19 protein-coding genes are annotated in these 18832 nt (G+C 63.1%); 9 read left to right on the forward strand and 10 right to left on the reverse strand.

From position 1 onward, the window contains the following. The first annotated feature begins 4 nt into the window (after nucleotides 1–4). The 3 genes from ABCR88_RS00370 to ABCR88_RS00380 are packed head-to-tail and all read left to right on the forward strand — an operon-like array spanning nucleotide 5 to nucleotide 2606. On the forward strand, nucleotides 5–1084 hold the full coding sequence (locus tag ABCR88_RS00370) for a COX15/CtaA family protein (RefSeq protein WP_019095615.1): 1080 nt from the start codon (nucleotides 5–7) through the stop codon (nucleotides 1082–1084). Next, entirely contained in the window at nucleotides 1072–1974 is a 903-nt protein-coding gene (cyoE, locus tag ABCR88_RS00375; protein ID WP_041114985.1) for a heme o synthase, read from the forward strand. The genes ABCR88_RS00370 and cyoE overlap by 13 nt, the downstream gene beginning before the upstream one ends. Next, the gene (locus ABCR88_RS00380; RefSeq protein ID WP_015633647.1) at nucleotides 1971–2606 is read left to right on the forward strand and encodes an SCO family protein; all 636 of its coding nucleotides are present in this window, start codon (nucleotides 1971–1973) and stop codon (nucleotides 2604–2606) included. Before cyoE ends, ABCR88_RS00380 begins: the two co-directional genes overlap by 4 nt. Nucleotides 2607–2789: 183 nt before the next feature. On the opposite strand, the gene ABCR88_RS00385 is transcribed toward ABCR88_RS00380, so the two are convergent. The 3 genes from ABCR88_RS00385 to ABCR88_RS00395 are packed head-to-tail and all read right to left on the reverse strand — an operon-like array spanning nucleotide 2790 to nucleotide 5295. Further along, a complete protein-coding gene (locus tag ABCR88_RS00385; RefSeq protein WP_350023437.1) occupies nucleotides 2790–3563 on the reverse strand; it encodes a MetQ/NlpA family ABC transporter substrate-binding protein in 774 nt (257 codons plus the stop codon). Between the two features lie 59 nt (nucleotides 3564–3622). After that, a complete protein-coding gene (locus tag ABCR88_RS00390; protein WP_041114987.1) occupies nucleotides 3623–4288 on the reverse strand; it encodes a methionine ABC transporter permease in 666 nt (221 codons plus the stop codon). Continuing rightward, nucleotides 4288–5295 (reverse strand): methionine ABC transporter ATP-binding protein, encoded by a 1008-nt coding sequence (locus ABCR88_RS00395; RefSeq protein ID WP_011058461.1) that lies wholly within the window; start codon nucleotides 5293–5295, stop codon nucleotides 4288–4290. The genes ABCR88_RS00390 and ABCR88_RS00395 overlap by 1 nt, the downstream gene beginning before the upstream one ends. Nucleotides 5296–5510: 215 nt before the next feature. Here ABCR88_RS00395 and katE point away from each other — a divergent pair, with 215 nt between their 5' ends. Then, on the forward strand, nucleotides 5511–7703 hold the full coding sequence (gene katE, locus ABCR88_RS00400; RefSeq protein WP_225368716.1) for a catalase HPII: 2193 nt from the start codon (nucleotides 5511–5513) through the stop codon (nucleotides 7701–7703). A 56-nt stretch (nucleotides 7704–7759) separates the two neighbouring features. Here the strand turns inward: katE and ABCR88_RS00405 are convergent, their stop codons facing one another. From ABCR88_RS00405 to zur, 4 genes are read right to left on the reverse strand one after another with little or no spacing between them, the layout of a single operon-like run. Beyond that, nucleotides 7760–8479 (reverse strand): PA5502 family lipoprotein, encoded by a 720-nt coding sequence (locus ABCR88_RS00405; RefSeq protein ID WP_041114991.1) that lies wholly within the window; start codon nucleotides 8477–8479, stop codon nucleotides 7760–7762. Between the two features lie 37 nt (nucleotides 8480–8516). Continuing rightward, complete coding sequence (gene znuB, locus ABCR88_RS00410) at nucleotides 8517–9305, reverse strand: zinc ABC transporter permease subunit ZnuB (RefSeq protein WP_011058464.1); 789 nt, start codon at nucleotides 9303–9305, stop codon at nucleotides 8517–8519. Then, a complete protein-coding gene (gene znuC / locus ABCR88_RS00415) occupies nucleotides 9298–10083 on the reverse strand; it encodes a zinc ABC transporter ATP-binding protein ZnuC (RefSeq protein ID WP_011058465.1) in 786 nt (261 codons plus the stop codon). Before znuC ends, znuB begins: the two co-directional genes overlap by 8 nt. Next, a complete protein-coding gene (gene zur, locus ABCR88_RS00420; protein WP_011058466.1) occupies nucleotides 10083–10565 on the reverse strand; it encodes a zinc uptake transcriptional repressor Zur in 483 nt (160 codons plus the stop codon). Before zur ends, znuC begins: the two co-directional genes overlap by 1 nt. Nucleotides 10566–10631: 66 nt before the next feature. Here zur and ABCR88_RS00425 point away from each other — a divergent pair, with 66 nt between their 5' ends. After that, nucleotides 10632–11552: a zinc ABC transporter substrate-binding protein gene (locus ABCR88_RS00425; RefSeq protein WP_350023440.1), complete on the forward strand. Its 921-nt coding sequence runs from the start codon at nucleotides 10632–10634 to the stop codon at nucleotides 11550–11552. A 91-nt stretch (nucleotides 11553–11643) separates the two neighbouring features. Here the strand turns inward: ABCR88_RS00425 and ABCR88_RS00430 are convergent, their stop codons facing one another. Next, nucleotides 11644–12594 carry a homoserine kinase gene (locus ABCR88_RS00430; protein WP_041114995.1) on the reverse strand — a complete coding sequence of 317 codons (951 nt, stop codon included), beginning with the start codon at nucleotides 12592–12594 and terminating at the stop codon, nucleotides 11644–11646. A 65-nt stretch (nucleotides 12595–12659) separates the two neighbouring features. Then, nucleotides 12660–12947, reverse strand: a complete 288-nt coding sequence (locus tag ABCR88_RS00435) for a DUF2782 domain-containing protein (protein WP_011058469.1) — start codon at nucleotides 12945–12947, stop codon at nucleotides 12660–12662. Between the two features lie 74 nt (nucleotides 12948–13021). On the opposite strand from ABCR88_RS00435, the gene polA reads away from it, so the two are divergent. Continuing rightward, the gene (polA, locus tag ABCR88_RS00440) at nucleotides 13022–15814 is read left to right on the forward strand and encodes a DNA polymerase I (RefSeq protein WP_053154828.1); all 2793 of its coding nucleotides are present in this window, start codon (nucleotides 13022–13024) and stop codon (nucleotides 15812–15814) included. Nucleotides 15815–16228: 414 nt separating this feature from the next. Here polA and yihA read toward each other — a convergent pair whose 3' ends face one another. After that, on the reverse strand, nucleotides 16229–16870 hold the full coding sequence (gene yihA, locus ABCR88_RS00445; RefSeq protein ID WP_011058471.1) for a ribosome biogenesis GTP-binding protein YihA/YsxC: 642 nt from the start codon (nucleotides 16868–16870) through the stop codon (nucleotides 16229–16231). A 191-nt stretch (nucleotides 16871–17061) separates the two neighbouring features. Here yihA and ABCR88_RS00450 point away from each other — a divergent pair, with 191 nt between their 5' ends. From ABCR88_RS00450 to ABCR88_RS00460, 3 genes are all read left to right on the forward strand, one after another. Beyond that, nucleotides 17062–17352, forward strand: coding sequence for a c-type cytochrome (locus tag ABCR88_RS00450; protein WP_015633654.1), 291 nt, complete (start codon nucleotides 17062–17064; stop codon nucleotides 17350–17352). 45 nt (nucleotides 17353–17397) lie between these two features. After that, entirely contained in the window at nucleotides 17398–18003 is a 606-nt protein-coding gene (locus ABCR88_RS00455; RefSeq protein WP_011058472.1) for a c-type cytochrome, read from the forward strand. Nucleotides 18004–18200: 197 nt separating this feature from the next. Continuing rightward, nucleotides 18201–18830 carry a thiol:disulfide interchange protein DsbA/DsbL gene (locus ABCR88_RS00460; protein WP_011058473.1) on the forward strand — a complete coding sequence of 210 codons (630 nt, stop codon included), beginning with the start codon at nucleotides 18201–18203 and terminating at the stop codon, nucleotides 18828–18830. The last annotated feature ends 2 nt before the right edge of the window (nucleotides 18831–18832 follow it).

Genomic DNA, 18832 nt, shown 5'->3' on the forward strand with positions numbered 1-18832 from the left:
CGTCATGGCCAAACCTGGATTTCGCCTCGCGTTGTTTGCCACCTTGCTGGCCCTGATCGTGGTGCTGCTCGGTGCCTACACCCGGCTGACCCATGCCGGCCTCGGCTGCCCGGACTGGCCCGGCTGCTACGGCTTTATCAGCGTGCCGAAAAGCGAAGCCCAGTTGGCCCATGCCGAGCTGCATTTTCCCGATACCCCGGTGGAGGCCCACAAGGGCTGGAACGAGATGATCCACCGATACTTCGCCGGCACCCTGGGGCTGCTGATCGTGCTCCTGGCGGCCCGGGCCTGGACCCATCGCCGGCATCCGGGGCAGCCCCTGAAGCTGCCGCTGTTCCTCCTGGCAGTGGTGTTCGCCCAGGCGGCCTTCGGCATGTGGACGGTGACCCTCAAGCTCTGGCCGCAAGTGGTCACCGCGCACCTGCTGGGCGGTTTCGCCACCCTGAGCCTATTGTTCCTGCTGACCTTGCGCCTGTCCGGGGTATTGCCGGCGCTGATCGTGCCGCGGCGCTTGCAGTACTGGGCTACCGCCGGGCTGGTGCTGGTGATCGGGCAGATCGCCCTGGGCGGCTGGGTCAGTTCCAACTACGCGGCGGTGGCCTGTATCGACCTGCCCACCTGCCATGGCCAGTGGTGGCCGAACATGGATTTCGCCAATGGCTTCCACCTGACCCAGCACATCGGCCCCAACTACCTGGGCGGGCAGCTGGACAGCGATGCCCGCACCGCCATCCACATGACCCACCGGGTCGGCGCGGTGCTTGTGACCCTGGTGTTGCTGGGCCTGGCCTGGCAGCTGCGGCAGACCGGCATGACCCGCCTGGCCGGGCTGGTGCTGGTGGCGCTGGGCGCGCAGGTCAGCCTGGGCCTGAGCAACGTGTTCTTTCATTTGCCACTGCCGGTGGCCGTGGCCCACAACGCCGGGGGGGCGGCGCTGCTGCTGACCCTGGTGCTGGTCAACTACCACGCCCGTACCAGCCTGGTGCGGGCCCGGGATCGCCTGCCCCTGGGCTGGCGGCTCAGCCCGCGTAAACAGATGGCGGGTCCCATCACCATCAAAGGAGAGATGCCATGGCGACTCTGACCGGCGCCCGCCAGCACCCCCAGGCGATCTGGCGCGATTACCTGGAACTGACCAAACCCAAGGTGGTGGTGCTGATGCTGATCACCTCGTTGGTGGGCATGTTCCTCGCCACCCGCGCCGGAGTGCCGTGGACCGTTCTGGTGTTCGGCAACCTGGGCATTGCCCTGTGCGCGGGCGGGGCGGCGGCGGTCAACCATGTGGTGGACCGGCGCATCGATGCGGTAATGGCCCGGACCCACAAGCGCCCCCTGGCCGAAGGCCGGGTATCGCCACGAGCGGCGCTGGCCTTTGCCCTGCTCCTGGCGCTAGCCGGGCAGGCGCTGCTGCTGACCTTCACCAACCCACTCACGGCCTGGCTGACCCTGGCCTCGCTGCTGGGCTATGCGGTGGTCTACACCGGGTTTCTGAAACGCGCGACGCCGCAGAACATCGTGATCGGCGGGCTGGCCGGCGCGGCTCCACCGTTGCTGGGCTGGGTCGCCGCCACCGGGCACGTGAGCGCCGAACCGCTGCTGCTGGTGCTGATCATCTTCGCCTGGACCCCGCCGCACTTCTGGGCCCTGGCCATCCATCGCAAAGAGGAATACGCCAAGGCCGATATCCCGATGCTGCCGGTCACCCATGGCGAGCACTACACCAAGGTGCACATCCTGCTCTACACCTTTGCCCTGCTGGCGGTGAGCCTGCTTCCCTATGTCATCCACATGAGTGGCGTGCTGTACCTGGTGTGTGCCCTGGCCCTGGGCGGGCGCTTCCTGCAATGGGCCTGGGTGCTGTACCGTGGCACTCGGCCGCACGCGGCGATCAACACCTTCAAGTACTCTATTTATTACTTGTTCCTGCTGTTCATCGCCCTGCTCGTAGACCACTACCTATTGTTGAACCTATGACTCGAACTCAGAAAACCGTCTTTATTCTCGTTGCCTTGGTGGCCCTGGTGCTGGGGCTTACCGTCAACAAAGTACTGTCCGGCAAGGGTCAGGGCGACCCCACTGCACTGATCGATGCGGGCATCATCCTGCTGCCGCAAAGCCGTACCCTGCCTGCGGTGAAGATGGTCGACCAGGACGGCCAGCCAGTGGTGATCGACGAGCTGAAGGGCAAATGGTCGCTGCTGTTCTTCGGCTACACCTTCTGCCCGGACATCTGCCCCACCACCCTGGCGCAGTTGCGGCAGATCAAGAGCGAGCTGCCCAAGGAAGCGGTGGACAAGCTGCAGGTGGTCCTGGTCAGCGTCGACCCCAACCGTGATACCCCGCAGCAGCTCAAGCAGTACCTGGGCTACTTCGACAAGGACTTCAAGGGCCTGACCGCCTCCTCGGTGGAAGACCTGCAGAAGCTCGCCAACGCCGTGAGCATTCCCTTCATCCCGGCCGATACCAGCAAGCCCAACTACACCGTGGACCACAGCGGCAACCTGGCGGTGATCGGCCCGGACGGTACCCAGCGCGGTTTCATCCGTGCTCCGCTGAACAACCAGAAGCTGGTGGCCCAACTGCCTGTGATGCTGCAGCGCAAATAACGCTACATGCTCGAACCGCTGAACCGCTGAACCCTGTAGCTGCTGCTGCAGGCTGCGATCGGCCTCGAGGAGGACGCGCTCCTGAGGCCCTTGGAGGGCGCTGGGCGCCTTATCCCGGCCTTCGGCAGCGGCTACAACGAAACGGGGCGCCCCAAGGCGCCCCGTTTGTGTTTCTGCAACCGATCAGAACGCCGGCACGATGGCGCCTTTGTACTTCTCGAGAATGAACTGCTTCACTTCAGGGCTGTGCAGGGCCGCGACCAGCTTCTTCATGGCGTCCGAATCCTTGTCGTCAGGACGGGCCACCAGGATGTTCACGTAAGGCGAATCCTTGCCTTCGATCATCAGGGCGTCCTTGGAAGGATCCAGCTTGGCTTCCAGGGCATAGTTGGTGTTGATCAGCGCCAGGTCGACCTGGGTCAGCACGCGCGGGATGGTGGCTGCTTCCAGTTCACGGAACTTCAGGTCCTTGGGGTTCTCGGTGATGTCCTTGATGGTGGCCAGGATGTTGTTGGAATCCTTGAGCTTGATCAGGCCGGCCTTGTCCAGCAGCAACAGCGCGCGGCCGCCGTTGGTGGCGTCGTTGGGGATCACCACGGTGGCGCCGCCCGGCAGTTCGGAGAGCTGCTTGTACTTGCTGGAATAGGCACCCAGGGGCTCGACGTGAACACCGGCAACGTTCACCAGCTTGGTGCCCTTGGCCTTGTTGAACTCATCCAGGTAGGGCTGGTGCTGGAAGAAGTTGGCGTCCAGGCGCTTTTCGGCGACTTGCACGTTGGGCTGCACGTAGTCGGTGAAGACCTTGACCTTCAGGTCCACGCCTTCCTTGGCCAGGGCCGGTTTGACGAACTCCAGGATCTCGGCGTGGGGCACTGGTGTGGCGGCCACGGTCAGGGTTTCGGCGGCGTGCGCGGAGAACGCGGCAACGGCTGCGAAAGCGACGAGTAGTTTTTTCATCCAACAAGCTCCTTGTAAGTCGCCCGACCCCGGGCGCCTGCCGGCCTGGGCCGGCAATTTTATTTGCGGGAAAAGTGCACCACCAGCTTGTCGCCGACGGTTTGCAGAACCTGGACCAGCACCAGCAGCAACACCACGGTCACCACCATCACATCGGTCTGGAAGCGCTGGTAGCCGAAGCGGATCGCCAGGTCGCCCAGGCCACCGGCCCCCACCACGCCGGCCATGGCGGTGTAGGACACCAGGGTAATGGCAGTCACGGTGATAGCGGCAAAGATGCCCGGGCGGGCCTCCGGGAGCAAGGCATTGGTAATGATCTGCCGGGTGCTGGCACCCATGGACTGGGTGGCCTCGATGATGCCGCGATCCACTTCGCGCAGGGCGGTTTCCACCAGCCGGGCAAAGAACGGCGTGGCGCCGACGACCAGCGGTGGAATGGCCCCGGCAACCCCCAGCGATGTGCCGGTGATCAGTACGGTGAAGGGAATCATCACGATCAGCAGAATGATGAACGGCAGTGAACGCAGGATGTTGACCACCAGCGACAGCAGCGCATACAGCGACTTCTGCTCCAGCAGTTGGCGCGGGCTGCAGAGGAACAGCAGCACGCCCAGTGGCAGGCCCAGCAGTACGGTGAACAGCAGCGAGCCGGCGAGCATCATCAAGGTGTCGCCGGTGGCCAGCCAGATTTCCAGCCAGTCGATGTTGGCGAAGAAGGTCTCCATCAGCGCAGCACCTCCATGTGGACATCCGCCGCGGTGAAGCGGGCGAAGGCCGCTTCCATGTCACCGCCGGTGATGGCCAGGGTCAGTTGCCCGTAAGGGGTGTCCTTGATGCGGTCGATGCGTCCGGCGAGGATGCTGTAGTCGACCCCGGTCTCCCGGGCCACGGTGCCCAGCAGCGGCGCGTAGGTGGAATCGCCCTGGAAGGTCAGGCGCACGATGCGCCCCGGTACGTGGGCGAAGTCGTCGCGCTGCTCGTTCTCGTCGATCTGCTCGTCTTCCTGGACGAAGCGCCGGGTGGTCGGGTGCTTGGGGTGCAGGAACACGTCGGCCACCGGGCCCTGTTCGACGATCACGCCGGCGTCCATCACCGCCACCTGGTCACAGACGCGACGGATCACGTCCATCTCGTGGGTGATCAGGACGATGGTCAGGTTCAGCTCGCGGTTGATCTCGGCCAGCAGTTGCAGGACCGAGGCGGTGGTCTGCGGGTCCAGGGCGCTGGTGGCCTCGTCGCACAGCAGGATCTTCGGCTTGGTGGCCAGGGCGCGGGCGATGCCGACGCGCTGCTTCTGGCCGCCGGACAGCTGCGCCGGGTATTTCTTCGCGTGGTCGGCCAGGCCGACCCGGTCCAGCAGCTCGGCCACCCGGCGGTCGATGTCGCTGCGCGACAGCTCGCCGGCCAGGGTCAGGGGCAGGGCGACGTTGTCGGCCACGGTCTTGGACGACAGCAGGTTGAAGTGCTGGAAGATCATGCCGACCTGCTGGCGGAAGCGGCGCAGGCCACTGGCGTCCAGGGCGGTGACGTCTTCGTCGTCGACGACGATGGTGCCGCCACTGGGGTTTTCCAGGCGGTTGATCAGGCGCAGCAGCGTACTTTTACCCGCACCGGAGTGGCCGATCAGGCCGAACACCTGGCCATTCTCGACCCGAAGGCTGGTCGGGTGCAGGGCGGGAATATCCTTACCGGCGACCCGGTAGGTTTTATGGACGTTTTGAAACTCGATCACGTAGCGAACCTTGTGGGGCGCGTTAGAAAAGGATCAGCGGTTAGCCGGGCGCGCATTTTAGCCTGTCCGTATAGAGGTTCTTAGCATTTATTTCGCAATCATCCTGCCATTTGGCAATAACGCGATCAAAGGTCATAAAAAAGGAACGCCCGCACCTTCTCGTCAGTCACTACTTAAGTCACTCGAAAGCCGCCAGGTGCCGTGCCTGGAGGCCTTTGCCCACGAAGCCCCGGCACGCCAGGGATTTCGCCAACGAGGAGTTTTGCCTGATGAGCACGAAGAAGCCCGATACCCCAAAAAGCCAGATGGCCGGGACCGACACCCTGGACCGCGGCAACAGCAACAGCAAGCTCAAGAGCCTGGAGACGTTCCGCTCCGACGCCACCGGGCAGGCCCTGCGGACCAACCAGGGGGTGAAGATCGCCGACAACCAGAACACCCTCAAAGCCGGTGCTCGTGGGCCTTCGCTGCTGGAAGACTTCATCATGCGGGAGAAGATCACCCACTTCGACCATGAGCGGATTCCCGAGCGCATCGTGCATGCCCGAGGGGTGGGTGCCCATGGTTACTTCCAGAGCTATGACAACCATTCGGCATTGACCAAGGCCGGTTTCCTGCGTGATCCGGGGAAGAAAACACCAGTGTTCGTACGCTTTTCCACGGTCCAGGGGCCAAGAGGCTCTGGCGACACCGTGCGTGATGTGCGCGGCTTTGCGGTGAAGTTCTTCACTGACGAAGGCAACTTCGACTTGGTGGGCAACAACATGCCGGTGTTCTTCATTCAGGACGCGATCAAGTTCCCCGATTTCGTACACGCCGTGAAACCCGAACCCCACAACGAAATACCCACCGGCGGCTCGGCCCATGACACCTTCTGGGACTTTGTCTCGCTGCAGCCGGAATCGGCGCACATGGTGATCTGGGCCATGTCAGACCGGGCCATTCCGAAAAGCCTGCGGGCCATGCAGGGTTTTGGCGTGCATACCTTTCGCCTGATCAACGCCCAGGGCCGGTCGAGCTTCGTCAAGTTCCACTGGCGGCCGACGGTGGGTACCTGTTCGCTGGTCTGGGATGAGGCGCAGAAGCTGGCGGGCAAGGACACCGACTTCCATCGCCGCGACCTGTGGGAATCGATCGAAGCCGGGGATTACCCGGAGTGGGAGTTCGGCGTACAGATCATCGCCGAGGAAGACGAGCACAACTTTGATTTCGACATCCTCGACCCGACCAAGCTGATTCCCGAGGAGCTGGTGCCGATCACGCCCCTGGGCAAGATGGTGCTGAACCGCAACCCGGACAACTATTTTGCCGAGACCGAGCAGGTCGCCTTCTGCCCGGGGCACATAGTGCCCGGGATCGACTTCTCCAACGACCCGCTGTTGCAAGGGCGGCTGTTTTCCTACACCGATACCCAGATCAGCCGCCTGGGTGGGCCGAACTTCCACGAATTGCCGATCAATCGGCCGCTGGCGCCCTTCCACAACAGCCAGCGCGACGCCATGCACCGCATCACCCTAGACAAGGGCCGGGCCTCCTATGAGCCCAATTCCATCGACGGCGGCTGGCCCCGGGAAACCCCACCGGCGGCCGAGGATGGCGGCTTCGAGAGTTACAACGAGCGTATCGATGCGCACAAGATCCGCCAGCGCAGCGAATCGTTCAGCGACCATTTCTCCCAGGCGCGGCTCTTCTACAAGAGCATGAGCAAGCACGAGCAGGAGCACATCATCGCCGCCTACAGCTTTGAGCTGGGCAAGGTGGAACGTGAATGGATCCGCGAACGCCAGGTCAACGAGATTCTGGCCAACATCGACCTGCAACTGGCCGCGCGAGTGGCCGAGAACCTCGGACTGGCGGCGCCGAAGAAAGCCACGGTGGCGGAGCGCAAGACTTCGCTCTCGCGCTCGCCGGCCCTGAGCCAGGCGAACCTGTTGCCGGGCAATATCAAAACCCGGAAGGTGGCGATTCTGGCGGCCAACGGCGTCGATGGTGCAGCGATCGATGCGCTGAAGAAGGCTCTCAAGGCCGAAGGGGCGCACGCCAAGCTACTGGGGCCGACCTCGGCGCCGGTCACCACGGCGGACGGCAAGAGCCTGCCGGTGGATGCGTCCATGGAGGGCTTGCCATCGGTGGCCTTCGATGCGGTGTTCGTGCCCGGAGGTGCGCAGTCGATCAAGGCCTTGAGCGGCAATGGCGTGGCCCTGCATTACTTGCTGGAGGCGTACAAGCACCTCAAGGCGATTGCCCTGCACGGCGATGCCCGGGAGCTGTTGCACAGCCTGCGGCTGGAGGCGGATGAAGGCTTGATCGTGGGGGCCGATGCCAAGGCGCTGAAGGCATTCATTGCCGCCATCGCGCAACATCGGGTCTGGAGCCGAGAGGAAAAGGCCAAGGCAATCCCGGCCTGAACACACTTTCCCCGACAAGCCTGCTCCGTGTAGGAGCCGGCTTGCCGGCGAAGGCTTTACTGCGCCTTGCGCGGCGTCAGCACCATCTGCGCCGGTACATGGCGCACGATTTGCCGACTGATCTTCTGTTCAAAGTCCGGGTCGAGCTTCTTCACCCGCTTGCCGAGCAGGGTCGACAGCCAGGGGTAATCCTCGGTGCGTGGTACCTGGATGCTCACGTCGCACTGGTAATTCACCACATCGGCGGCCAGGGCATCGAGTTGATGCCGCAGCTTGCGGATATCAGTGACGTTCAAGGCGACGGTGGTGCTCTCGGCGGTCGGATCGATCAGCTTGGCCGCAGGGCGCGCTTCGGCGGCCTTCAGGGCGGCTTCGGCCTTGTCCAGCTCCGCCTTGCGGGCGTGGGCAATGGCATTGTTGACCCCACCGGTCAGCGCCGGAGCCTTGGGCATCAGTGCCCGGGCACGGCTCAGGGCCGTGGCTGCGGCGTTCACATCGCCCTTCTGCAGGACGATCTGGCTGCGCTGCAGATAGGCTTCGGCCAACTGCCGCTGGTACTGCACCAGTTGCGGGTCGTCGGGCGTCTGCGCCTGCAAGGCACTGAGTTGATCTTCCGCGGTGGCCAGTTCGCTGCTGGCGATGTTTTGTTCCAGCTGCGCGATGGCCGTGGCCCGTGCATCAGGGACCTCGGTGGCCGCTGGTGGCGTGCTTTGGCAGGCTCCCAGTAGCAGGGAAAATGCGACAAGGAGCAGATAACGGGAGGCGAACGGCTTCATTCCTGCGACTCTCTAATTGCGCAAAAAGCGAGCAAGTCTACACCCCTCGACGGGGCAGAACAAAACTCAGCAGAAACAGTGTGGCGGCGGTGACCACGATCGACGGCCCGGCCGGTGTGTCCTTGAACCAGGACAGCGCCAGCCCGCCGCACACCGCGAGCATGCCCAGCAGGCTGGCGCCCAGGGCCATCTGCTCCGGCGAGCGGGCGTGACGCTGTGCCGCAGCGGCCGGGATGATCAGCAGCGAGGTGATCAGCAACACCCCGACAATCTTCATGGCCACGGCAATCACCACGGCGATCAGCAGCATCAGCGCCAGGCGCAGCGAGGCCACAGGCAGGCCTTCGACCCTGGCCAGTTCCTCGTGCACGGTGATCGCCAGCAAGGGGCGCCACAACGCCACCAGCAGCAACAGCACCGCCGCGCTACCGCCGAGAATCCACGCCAGGTCGCCCGGGCTGATTGCCAGCAGGTCACCGAACAGATAGGCCATCAGGTCGATTCGCACTTCATGCATGAAGCTTAGTACCACCAGGCCCAGAGACAGGGTGCTGGGTGCAAGAATCCCCAGCAGCGTGTCGGAAGCCAGGGGTTGGCGCTGTTGCAGGGTCACCAGCAGCACCGCCAGCAGCAGGCAGCCGACCGTGACCGCTACGGCCGGGCTGACATCCAGCAGAAAGCCCAGGGCCACGCCGAGCAGCGCGGCGTGGGACAGGGTATCGCCGAAATAGGCCATGCGACGCCAGACCACAAAGGACCCCAAGGGGCCGGCAACCACCGCCAGGGCCAGGCCTGCGAGCAGGGCGTAGAGCAGAAAATCAGCCATGCTTGCAGTTTTCTCCATGGACATGGGCGTGGCCCGAAGCGGGCTGGGTGACAACCGAACCATGCAGGTCGTGGGCATGGTCGTGATGGTGGTGGTAGATCGCCAGGCTCGGTGCGTTCTTGCCGAACAGCTCGACGAAGGCCGGGTCGCCGCTGACCTGCTCGGGGTGGCCAGAGCAGCAGACGTGGCGATTGAGGCAGACCACCTGATCGGTGGTGCTCATCACCAGGTGCAGGTCGTGGGAGACCATCAGCACGCCGCAGCCGTGACGGTCGCGCAGGCGGGTAATCAGGCTGTAGAGCTCGGCCTGGCCGGCCACATCGACGCCTTGCACCGGTTCATCGAGCACCAGCAGCTCTGGCTCGCGCAGCAGCGCCCGGGCCAGCAGCACGCGCTGCATCTCGCCACCGGAGATGCTCTGCACCGGGCTGTCGATCACCTGCTCGGCACCTACTTCCTTGAGCGCTGCCAGCGCCCGGGTACGGTCCACTCCCGGCACCAGGCGCAGAAAGCGCAGCACCGACAGCGGCAAGGTCGGGTCCACATGAAGCTTCTGCGGCATGTAGCCCACCCGCAGTTTGGGCTTGCGCCAGACACTGCCGGTGTCGGGCTTGAGCAGGCCGAGCACGGCGCGCACCAGCGTGGTCTTGCCGGCGCCATTGGGGCCGATCAGGGTGACGATCTGGCCGGGTTCGACGCTGAGCTGGATGTTCTCCAGCACGTTCTGCCCGGCAAAGGTCACCCCGACCTGCTCGAGGCGGATCAACGCATTGCTCATCAAGCCCCCTGGCAGCCCGAGCAGAGCCCGACCACTTCGACGGTCTGGCCCTCGACCACGAAGCCGACGTCGCGGGCGCTGCTGATGATGGCGTCGCTGATGGATTTCTGTTCCAGCTCGATGGCGGCGTGGCATTCGCGGCAGATCAGGAACTGGCCCTGGTGCGCGTGCTCGGGGTGGTTGCAGCCGACAAAGGCATTGAGCGAGGCGATGCGGTGCACCAGGCCGTTTTCCAGGAGGAAATCCAGCGCCCGGTAAACCGTTGGCGGAGCGGCGCGACGGCCGTCCTGCTCGCTGAGCACGGCCAGGATGTCGTAGGCCCCCAGGGGCTTGTGGCTTTGCCACACCAGCTCCAGCACCCGCCGGCGCAGGGCGGTCAGGCGCAGGCCTTGCCGTGCGCACAGGGCGTCGGCCTCAGACAGTGCGCTGTGTACGCAGTGAGAGTGGTCGTGTGGACGGCTGGCAAGGGGTGTTTTAGGCATGAGCGGCGACGAGGTTTGTGAGAGACGTTATTATGTTACCCGTTCTCGCCTCCTCGAGTGTCCATCGTGCCCAGACTTTTTCGCCTTTTTGTCGCTTTTACCTTCAGCCTGTTCTCGATCGGCTCGGCCCAGGCCGAAGTGCGGGTGCTGACCAGCATCAAGCCGCTGCAACTGATTGCCGCCGCCGTGCAGGATGGCGTGGCGGTTCCCGAGGTGCTGCTGCCGCCCGGAGCTTCCCCGCACAACTACGCGCTGCGGCCTTCGGACGTGCGCAAGGTGCAGAGCGTAGACCTGCTGTACTGGATCGGCCCGGACATGGAAGGCTTCCTGCCGCGGGTGCTGAAGGGCCGTAGCCTGCCCTCGGTGGCGGTACAGGACCTGTCGGGCATGAGACTCCGGCACTTTGCCGAAGATAGCCACTCCCACGCTGAAGATGCCGACGAACATGACCATGATCATCGCCCCGGCACCCTGGACGCACACCTCTGGCTGTCGCCGATCAATGCCCGGGTGATCGCCACCCGCATGGCCGCGGACCTGAGCGCGTGCGACCCGGCCAATGCCGCCCGCTACCAGAACAACCTGAAGGCGTTCAGCGAGCGTCTGGATGCCCTGGATGCTCGCTTGAAAGCCCGCCTGGCGGGGATCGCCGGCAAGCCTTACTTCGTGTTCCACGAAGCTTTCGACTACTTCGAGGACGCCTACGGCCTCAAGCACGCCGGGGTGTTCAGCGTGGCAGCGGAAGTCCAGCCGGGGGCCCAGCACGTCGCCGCCATGCGCGCGCGCTTGCAGCAGGTGGGCAAGACCTGTGTGTTCAGCGAGCCGCCCCTGCGCCCGCGCTTGGCGGAAACCCTGGTGGCCGGCCTGCCGGTGAAGCTGGCGGAGCTGGATGCGTTGGGCGGTTACACGCCGGCGACCGCTCAAGGCTATGAGCAGGTGCTGGAGAAGTTGGGGAATGATCTGGCGGGCTGCCTGGAGCAGCTTTAAGCGGGGATTGTTGCGCGAGGGCTTTCGCGGGCAAGCCCGCTCCTACAGGTTGGGCGCATCTCTGTAGGAGCGGGCTTGCCCGCGAAGCGTTTTACAGGGCGAACGGCAGCGCGATGCTGACCTGTTGCCGCTGCGCCAGGCGCTGCTGGAACTCCATCGGATCGTGAATCAGCACGTCCTGCCCGGCGAAGCTCTCGGCGGCGATCAGCCGCGATAGCCAGAAGCGCACGCAGGCCACCCGCAGCAGGGTCGGCCAGAGTTCGGCCTCCGCCGCAGTGAATGGGCGCAGCGCCGCGTAGGCGCCCAGCAGGGCTCGGGCCCGTTGGCCGTCGAGTACGCCTTCATCGTCGGAGCACCAGTCATTCAGGGCGATCGCCACGTCGTAGAGCATCGGTCCCGAACAGGCGTTGTAGAAGTCGATCAGGCCGGTCAGGTGGGTGCCTTCGAACATGGCGTTGTCGCGAAACAGATCGGCGTGGATGTTGGCCCGGGGCAGGGCGAGGATCTTCATCTTCTGAGCGGCGATTTCATCCAGGGCCCGTTGCAGCAGGTCCTGGGCCGTGGGGGCCAGGTGCGACAGCAGTTGCCTGCCCTCTTCCTGCATCCAGTCCAGGCCGCGATCGGTCTTGCGCTTGATCATGTGGTCCTTGGTGGCCACGTGCAGGTGGCCGAGCAGTTCACCGACCTGGGCACAGTGCTGGGCGTTGGCCTGCTTGATGTGCTTGCCCGCCAGCCGCGGTTGCAACAGTGCCGGCTTGCCCGCCAGTTCGCGCAGGGCGACGCCGTCGGTGGTGCGCAGGGCATAGGGCACTGGCAGGTTGGCCTGGTGCAGCACGTCCAGCAGTTCAATGAAGAACGGCATTTCCTGGACCGGGCCACGTTCCACCAGGGTCAGGACGAACTCGCCCTGTTCCAGGCTGATGAAGAAGTTGGTGTTTTCGCTACCAGCGGCGATCCCCTGGAAATCAAGCAGGCGGCCGAGCCCATACGGGGCGAGAAAGGTTTCCAGCTCGGGCCGAGCCAGGGGGGTGAACACAGACATGGTTAAAAACTGCCAGTACGGGCGCTGCTATCCAGCCAGCGCCATTGAGTTGAAGTCGGAGTGGTTTACCACTCAAAGATTTTCCACGAAGGGATCAGCATATCCGGCTGATCCGAACGGATGAAGTTGCCGTCCGAGCCATCGGCACGCACCAGGAAGTAGGGTTTGCCGCCCTTTGGCGTGATCTTGATGGCATACAGGAAGCCATTTTGCCGGTATTCCTGGATGGTCTTGTCGCCTTCCGTGCGAATGGTTACTTCCGGGTCCGCTGATGGCGCATCTTCTGCGGCGATCGCGGCCAATGGAGCGATTGCAATCAAGCCGGTCAGCAGCAAGCGATTTAGTGTGCGCATGATAACCTTGTCCCTTTGTCGTCAACGGTCCCGCTATTCTAGCGCCGGACCCGCCGAAAAGGTTGATCCCGCTCATGAGCCAAGCCCCCCTCGTCCTGGTGGACGGTTCTTCATATCTGTACCGCGCGTTCCACGCGCTGCCACCGCTGACCACCTCCAAAGGCCTGCCTACCGGCGCGGTCAAGGGCGTGTTGAACATGCTCAAGAGCCTGCGCAAGCAGTACCCGGACAGCCCGTTCGCCGTGGTCTTCGATGCCAAGGGCGGGACCTTTCGCGATGACATGTATGCCGAATACAAGGCCAACCGTCCGAGCATGCCCGACGACATGCGGGTGCAGATCGAGCCGTTGCACGCCAGCGTGATCGCCCTGGGTTTCCCCCTGTTGTGCGTGGAAGGGGTCGAGGCCGATGACGTGATCGGCACCCTGGCCCGCAGCAGCGCGGCAGCGGACCGCCCGGTGGTGATTTCCACTGGCGACAAGGACATGGCACAGCTGGTGGACGGGCACATTACCCTGGTCAACACCATGTCCGGTAGCAGCATGGACGTGGAAGGCGTGAAGGAGAAATTCGGCGTCGCTCCCGAGCAGATCATCGATTACCTGGCGCTGATGGGCGACTCTTCCGACAACATTCCCGGGGTGCCGGGCATTGGTCCGAAGACCGCTTCCGGCCTGCTGGTCGGGGTCAATGGCGGGTTGAAGGAGCTGTACGAACAGCTCGATATCGTACCGACCCTGCCGATCCGCGGGGCCAAGACCTTGCCGGCCAAGCTCGAAGAACACAAGGAAATGGCCTTCCTCTCCTATCAGTTGGCGACCATCAAGGTCGACGTGCCGCTGGATGTCGGGCTCGACGACCTGCACCTGGGTGAGCCGGACCGCGAGAAGCTGGTGGAGCTCTACAGCCTGCTGGAGTTCAAGAGCTGGCTCGACGAGTTGCAGCGCGATGCCAAGCGTGTCGAGCTCAGCGGCGCTGAGGCGGCACCCGCCGCCGTGCCGCCGCCGCAGGCTGTGGAGCAGGCTCCGCTGGAGCTGCAGTACGAAACCATCCTCGACCAGGAGCGTTTCGATGCCTGGCTGGAGAAGCTCAAGGGCGCCAAGCTGATTGCCTTCGATACCGAAACCACCGGGATCGATGCGCAGCAGGCGCAACTGGTGGGCCTGTCCTTCTCGGTCAAGGCCGGCGAAGCGGCCTATGTTCCCCTGACCCACTCCTACATGGGCGCGCCGGCACAGCTGGATCGCGACAGCGTGCTGCTGGCCCTCAAGCCCTTGCTGGAAGATCCCAAGCTGCTCAAGGTCGGCCAGCACGCCAAGTTCGACATGAACATCCTGGCCAACTGTGCCATCGGCGGCGACCAGGCCAATGGCATCACTGTGCGCGGCGTGGCCTTCGATACCATGCTCGAATCCTACGTGCTCAACTCCACCGCCACCCGCCATGACATGGACAGCCTGGCGCAGAAGTACCTGGACCACAGCACTGTGAGTTTCCAGGACATCGCCGGCAAGGGTGCCAAGCAGTTGACCTTCGACCAGATTCCCCTTGAGCAGGCCGGCCCCTACGCCGCGGAAGATGCCGACGTGACCCTGCGCCTGCACCAGGTCCTGTTCGACAAGCTGACCGCGATACCGAGCCTGGCCAGCGTGCTCACCGATATTGAAATGCCTTTGGTGCCGGTCCTGGCGCGCATCGAGCGCCAGGGAGCACTGGTGGACGACAAGCTCCTGGGAGTGCAGAGCATCGAACTGGGGGACAAGATGGTCGCCCTGGAGCGCGAAGCCTTCGAGATCGCCGGCGAGGAGTTCAACCTGGGCTCGCCCAAGCAGTTGGGCAGCATCCTCTACGACAAGCTCGGCCTGCCGGTGCTGAAAAAGACTGCCAAGGGCCAGCCATCCACGGCTGAAGAGGTGCTGGCCAAGCTGGCGGAAGACGACTATCCGCTGCCGCGGGTGCTGATGCAGTACCGCTCCATGAGCAAGCTGAAAAGCACCTATACCGACCGCCTGCCGGAGCAGATCAACCCGCGTACCGGGCGCATCCACACCTCCTATCATCAGGCGGTAGCGTCCACCGGCCGGCTGTCCTCCAGCGATCCGAACCTGCAGAACATTCCGGTACGCACCGCTGAAGGCCGGCGCATTCGCCAGGCCTTCATCGCGCCGCCGGGCTACAAGCTGCTGGCAGCGGACTATTCGCAGATCGAGTTGCGGATCATGGCGCACCTGTCCCGCGACGAAGGTTTGCTCAACGCCTTCCGCAACAACCTGGACGTGCACACCGCCACGGCGGCCGAGGTGTTCAAGGTGGAGCTCAAGGACGTCACTTCCGATCAGCGCCGCAGCGCCAAGGCCATCAACTTCGGCCTGATCTACGGTATGGGCGCGCAGAAGCTGGGCAAGGACATCGGTGTCGATACCAAGCAGGCCAAGGCCTATATCGACACCTACTTCGCGCGTTACCCGGGGGTTCGCGAGTACATGGACCGCACCCGCGCCCAGGCCGCGGACCAGGGTTATGTCGAGACCATCTTCGGTCGCCGCCTGTACCTGCCGGAGATCAACTCCAACAAGCCACAGGAGCGCGCCGGCGCCGAACGCACCGCGATCAATGCGCCGATGCAGGGCACCGCGGCAGATATCATCAAGAAAGCCATGGTGGCCGTGGACAACTGGCTGGAGTCCTCGGGGCTGGATGCCCGAGTGATTCTCCAGGTGCACGACGAACTGGTGCTGGAAGTGCGCGAGGACCTGGTGGACCAGGTTCGTGAGGAAATTCGCGGGCACATGAGCGGTGCCGCGACCCTGGATGTGCCGCTATTGGTGGAAGTGGGGGTGGGAAATAACTGGGATGAGGCTCATTAAGGGCACTTTTCAGATGTTTTTGCCGCGGCATAGTGTCGCGGCAAAAACTAGCGAAGAGCTATTAGCACCGAAAATTTCATCGATTATTGCCAATAGTTTTTGCAAACGTCCGGAACTAAATAGGTGAACGCCCACTCAGAGTTACTGAATGGCTGGTGAAGCCCTTCGATGCTCCTATGTTGTGTTAAGTGTTGGCAGATATCTGGACCCCGCCCTAGCGGTCTAGAACTTGAACCCCGAACTTCCCCCTCCCCATACGAAGTCCGGGGTTTTTTTTGCCTGAAAACCGCCTGGGAAATGATCATGCTGCGTTAAAAGCGCGGCGCGAAATGCTCATTTACAGCCAGTGAACTCCGCTTTCGCACCGCGCTTTTGCCTTGCCTGACCATCCCCAGGCAATTTTCCCTACGTCTCTCAGGCCTCGGCTTCGGCGCCTTTGTCGGCCAGTTCCATCCAGCCCGCCAGCACGGTGTAGGCCTCTTCCAGGCCCATGCGCTTGGGGGCCGAGAACAGTTGGATGGTGACGGCTTCGCCCCAGCCCTTGCGGATCTGCGACTGCACCTTGAGCAGGGTGTTCTTGGCCGCGCCGTAGGTCAGTTTGTCGGCCTTTGTCAGCAGGATGTGCATCGGCATGCCGCTGGCGACCGCCCAGTCCAGCATCAGCAGGTCGAAGTCGGTCATGGGATGACGGATATCCATCATCAGGATCAGGCCCTTAAGGCTCTCGCGGCTGCCCAGGTAGGCTTCCAGGTGACGCTGCCAGTGTTGCTTGAGCGGGATTGGCACTTTGGCGTAACCGTAGCCCGGCAGGTCGACCAGACGGCGATCGTCGTCTAGCTTGAAGAAGTTCAACAACTGCGTGCGACCCGGAGTTTTCGAGGTGCGTGCCAGGCTGGCGTGGGTCAGGGTGTTCAGGGCGCTGGATTTGCCGGCGTTGGAGCGCCCGGCAAAGGCCACTTCGAAGCCTTCATCGTCAGGGCATTGATCGACTTTGGCGGCGCTGAGCATGAACGTAGCCTGTTGGCACAGACCGAGGATGGGGTTCTTGAGTTGCATGGGATTTCCGATTGGGGCGATGCCGAGAGTGGACGCGGCGAGCGGTGTCGTTTCCGTTTCAGTAACGCCAGTATATAATGCCGCAGATTTTGTGTGCGCTTTGTCCCAGCGTAGGATGAAGTTCACGAGAGCGATAAACCTTGAATGCGCATTAGAACGCAGCACGCTCTCAACCCTGAAAAGGTCGTTTTATGACGAAATGGCTGCTAGCTGCCGGTGTCTTGATGCCGTTTTACGGCGCTCAGGCTACACAGGATCCGGAAGCTGTGTACAACCGTGTTTGTGGGGCTTGTCATTCCGGCCAACTACCCACGGCGCCCCGCAAGGGCGACCAGGAAGCTTGGGCGCCGAGGTTGGCGCAAGGTATGGAGACGCTGGTGCAACACGTGACCCAGGGTTTCAAGGCGATGCCGCCGCGTGGTTTGTGCATGGACTGCAGTGCCGAGGATTACCGAGTCATCATCCATTGGATGAGCGAGTGATCCCGGTCCATAACTCTTAACCCTTAGCCGTAGTTGGATTAGCTGATGAACAAATTACTCGTGAGTCTGCTGTTGACCTTGGGCATCACAGGTGTCGCCCATGCCGCAGGCGACGCTGCTGCCGGTCAGGCGAAAGCCGCAGTCTGTGGTGCTTGCCACGGCCCTGATGGGAACAGCATGGCGCCAAACTTTCCCAAGCTGGCGGGTCAGGGGGAAAAGTACCTGAACAAGCAGTTGCACGATATCAAGTCCGGCAAGCGCCAGGTGCTGGAGATGACAGGCCTGTTGACCAACCTGAGCGATCAGGACCTGGCTGACATCGCCGCCTACTTCGCCAGCCAGAAAGGCAGCGTCGGCGCAGCAGATCCTAAAGTCGTGGCCCGTGGTGAGGAACTGTTCCGTGGCGGCAAGCTGGACCAGGGCATGCCTGCCTGCACCGGTTGCCACTCGCCAAACGGTGCGGGTAACGCAGCAGCCGGCTTCCCCCATCTGGGCGGCCAGCACGCACAGTACGTGGCCAAGCAGTTGACCGACTTCCGCGAAGGCAACCGTACCAACGATGGCGATACCCTGGTGATGCGCAGCATCGCTGGCAAGCTGAGCAACAAAGACATCGAAGCGGTGTCCAGCTATATTCAGGGCCTGCACTGAGGCCGGCTCGATCAGCGTTGCCCAAGGTGCTAAGCCACGGCAACGTTAATGATCGATTAATCTGACGGTGCAAGCATAAAGGGTGGCTCAGGCCGCCCTTTTTTATGGCGTCTGCCGCTACACTAGCGAACTCAAGCCCGCCAAGACCTGGCCGAATTCAGGTCGAGCGAGGCGCCAAAATTGTCCAGGAGTAAAGCATGCGTAATCTGATTCTCAGCGCCGCACTCGTCACCGCCAGCCTGTTTGGCGTGACCGCTCAAGCGGCCGAACCGCTTGAAGCCGGTAAACAATATGTCGAGTTGAGCAGCGCCGTTCCGGTTGCCGTGCCAGGCAAGATCGAAGTGGTTGAGCTGTTCTGGTATGGCTGCCCGCACTGCTACGCTTTCGAACCCACCATCAATCCCTGGGCTGAAAAACTCCCGGCCGACGTCAACTTCGTCCGTATCCCGGCCATGTTCGGCGGTATCTGGAACATCCATGGCCAGCTGTTCATCACCCTTGAAGCCATGGGTGTCGAGCACAAGGTGCACAAGGCCGTATTCGAAGCCATCCATGGCGGCAAGAAGCTCGCTACTCCTGAAGAGATGGCCGAGTTCCTGGCTGGCGAAGGCGTCGACAAGGACAAGTTCCTGAGCACCTACAATTCCTTCGCCGTCAAAGGCAAGGTCGAAGACGCCAAGAAAAAGGCCCAGGCCTACCAGATCACCGGCGTACCGACCATGGTGGTCAACGGCAAGTATCGTTTCGACCTGGGCACCGCCGGTGGTCCTGAAGGCGCGCTGAGCGTGGCTGACCAGTTGATCGCCAAAGAGCGCGCAGCCAAGTAAGC

The organism is Pseudomonas sp. W17 (assembly GCF_040268305.1).
In the GTDB taxonomy this organism is placed as follows: domain Bacteria; phylum Pseudomonadota; class Gammaproteobacteria; order Pseudomonadales; family Pseudomonadaceae; genus Aquipseudomonas; species Aquipseudomonas protegens.

Coding starts and splice junctions, on each gene's coding strand:
- ABCR88_RS00450 (WP_015633654.1), top strand. CDS start 17,062: ATGACGAAATGGCTGCTAGCTGCCGGTGTCTTGATGCCGTTTTACGGC.
- polA (WP_053154828.1), top strand. CDS start 13,022: ATGAGCCAAGCCCCCCTCGTCCTGGTGGACGGTTCTTCATATCTGTAC.
- zur (WP_011058466.1), bottom strand. CDS start 10,565: ATGCCTAAAACACCCCTTGCCAGCCGTCCACACGACCACTCTCACTGC.
- ABCR88_RS00380 (WP_015633647.1), top strand. CDS start 1,971: ATGACTCGAACTCAGAAAACCGTCTTTATTCTCGTTGCCTTGGTGGCC.
- ABCR88_RS00385 (WP_350023437.1), bottom strand. CDS start 3,563: ATGAAAAAACTACTCGTCGCTTTCGCAGCCGTTGCCGCGTTCTCCGCG.
- ABCR88_RS00455 (WP_011058472.1), top strand. CDS start 17,398: ATGAACAAATTACTCGTGAGTCTGCTGTTGACCTTGGGCATCACAGGT.
- ABCR88_RS00435 (WP_011058469.1), bottom strand. CDS start 12,947: ATGCGCACACTAAATCGCTTGCTGCTGACCGGCTTGATTGCAATCGCT.
- ABCR88_RS00390 (WP_041114987.1), bottom strand. CDS start 4,288: ATGGAGACCTTCTTCGCCAACATCGACTGGCTGGAAATCTGGCTGGCC.
- znuB (WP_011058464.1), bottom strand. CDS start 9,305: ATGGCTGATTTTCTGCTCTACGCCCTGCTCGCAGGCCTGGCCCTGGCG.
- ABCR88_RS00370 (WP_019095615.1), top strand. CDS start 5: ATGGCCAAACCTGGATTTCGCCTCGCGTTGTTTGCCACCTTGCTGGCC.
- ABCR88_RS00405 (WP_041114991.1), bottom strand. CDS start 8,479: ATGAAGCCGTTCGCCTCCCGTTATCTGCTCCTTGTCGCATTTTCCCTG.
- znuC (WP_011058465.1), bottom strand. CDS start 10,083: ATGAGCAATGCGTTGATCCGCCTCGAGCAGGTCGGGGTGACCTTTGCC.
- ABCR88_RS00460 (WP_011058473.1), top strand. CDS start 18,201: ATGCGTAATCTGATTCTCAGCGCCGCACTCGTCACCGCCAGCCTGTTT.
- cyoE (WP_041114985.1), top strand. CDS start 1,072: ATGGCGACTCTGACCGGCGCCCGCCAGCACCCCCAGGCGATCTGGCGC.
- yihA (WP_011058471.1), bottom strand. CDS start 16,870: ATGCAACTCAAGAACCCCATCCTCGGTCTGTGCCAACAGGCTACGTTC.
- ABCR88_RS00430 (WP_041114995.1), bottom strand. CDS start 12,594: ATGTCTGTGTTCACCCCCCTGGCTCGGCCCGAGCTGGAAACCTTTCTC.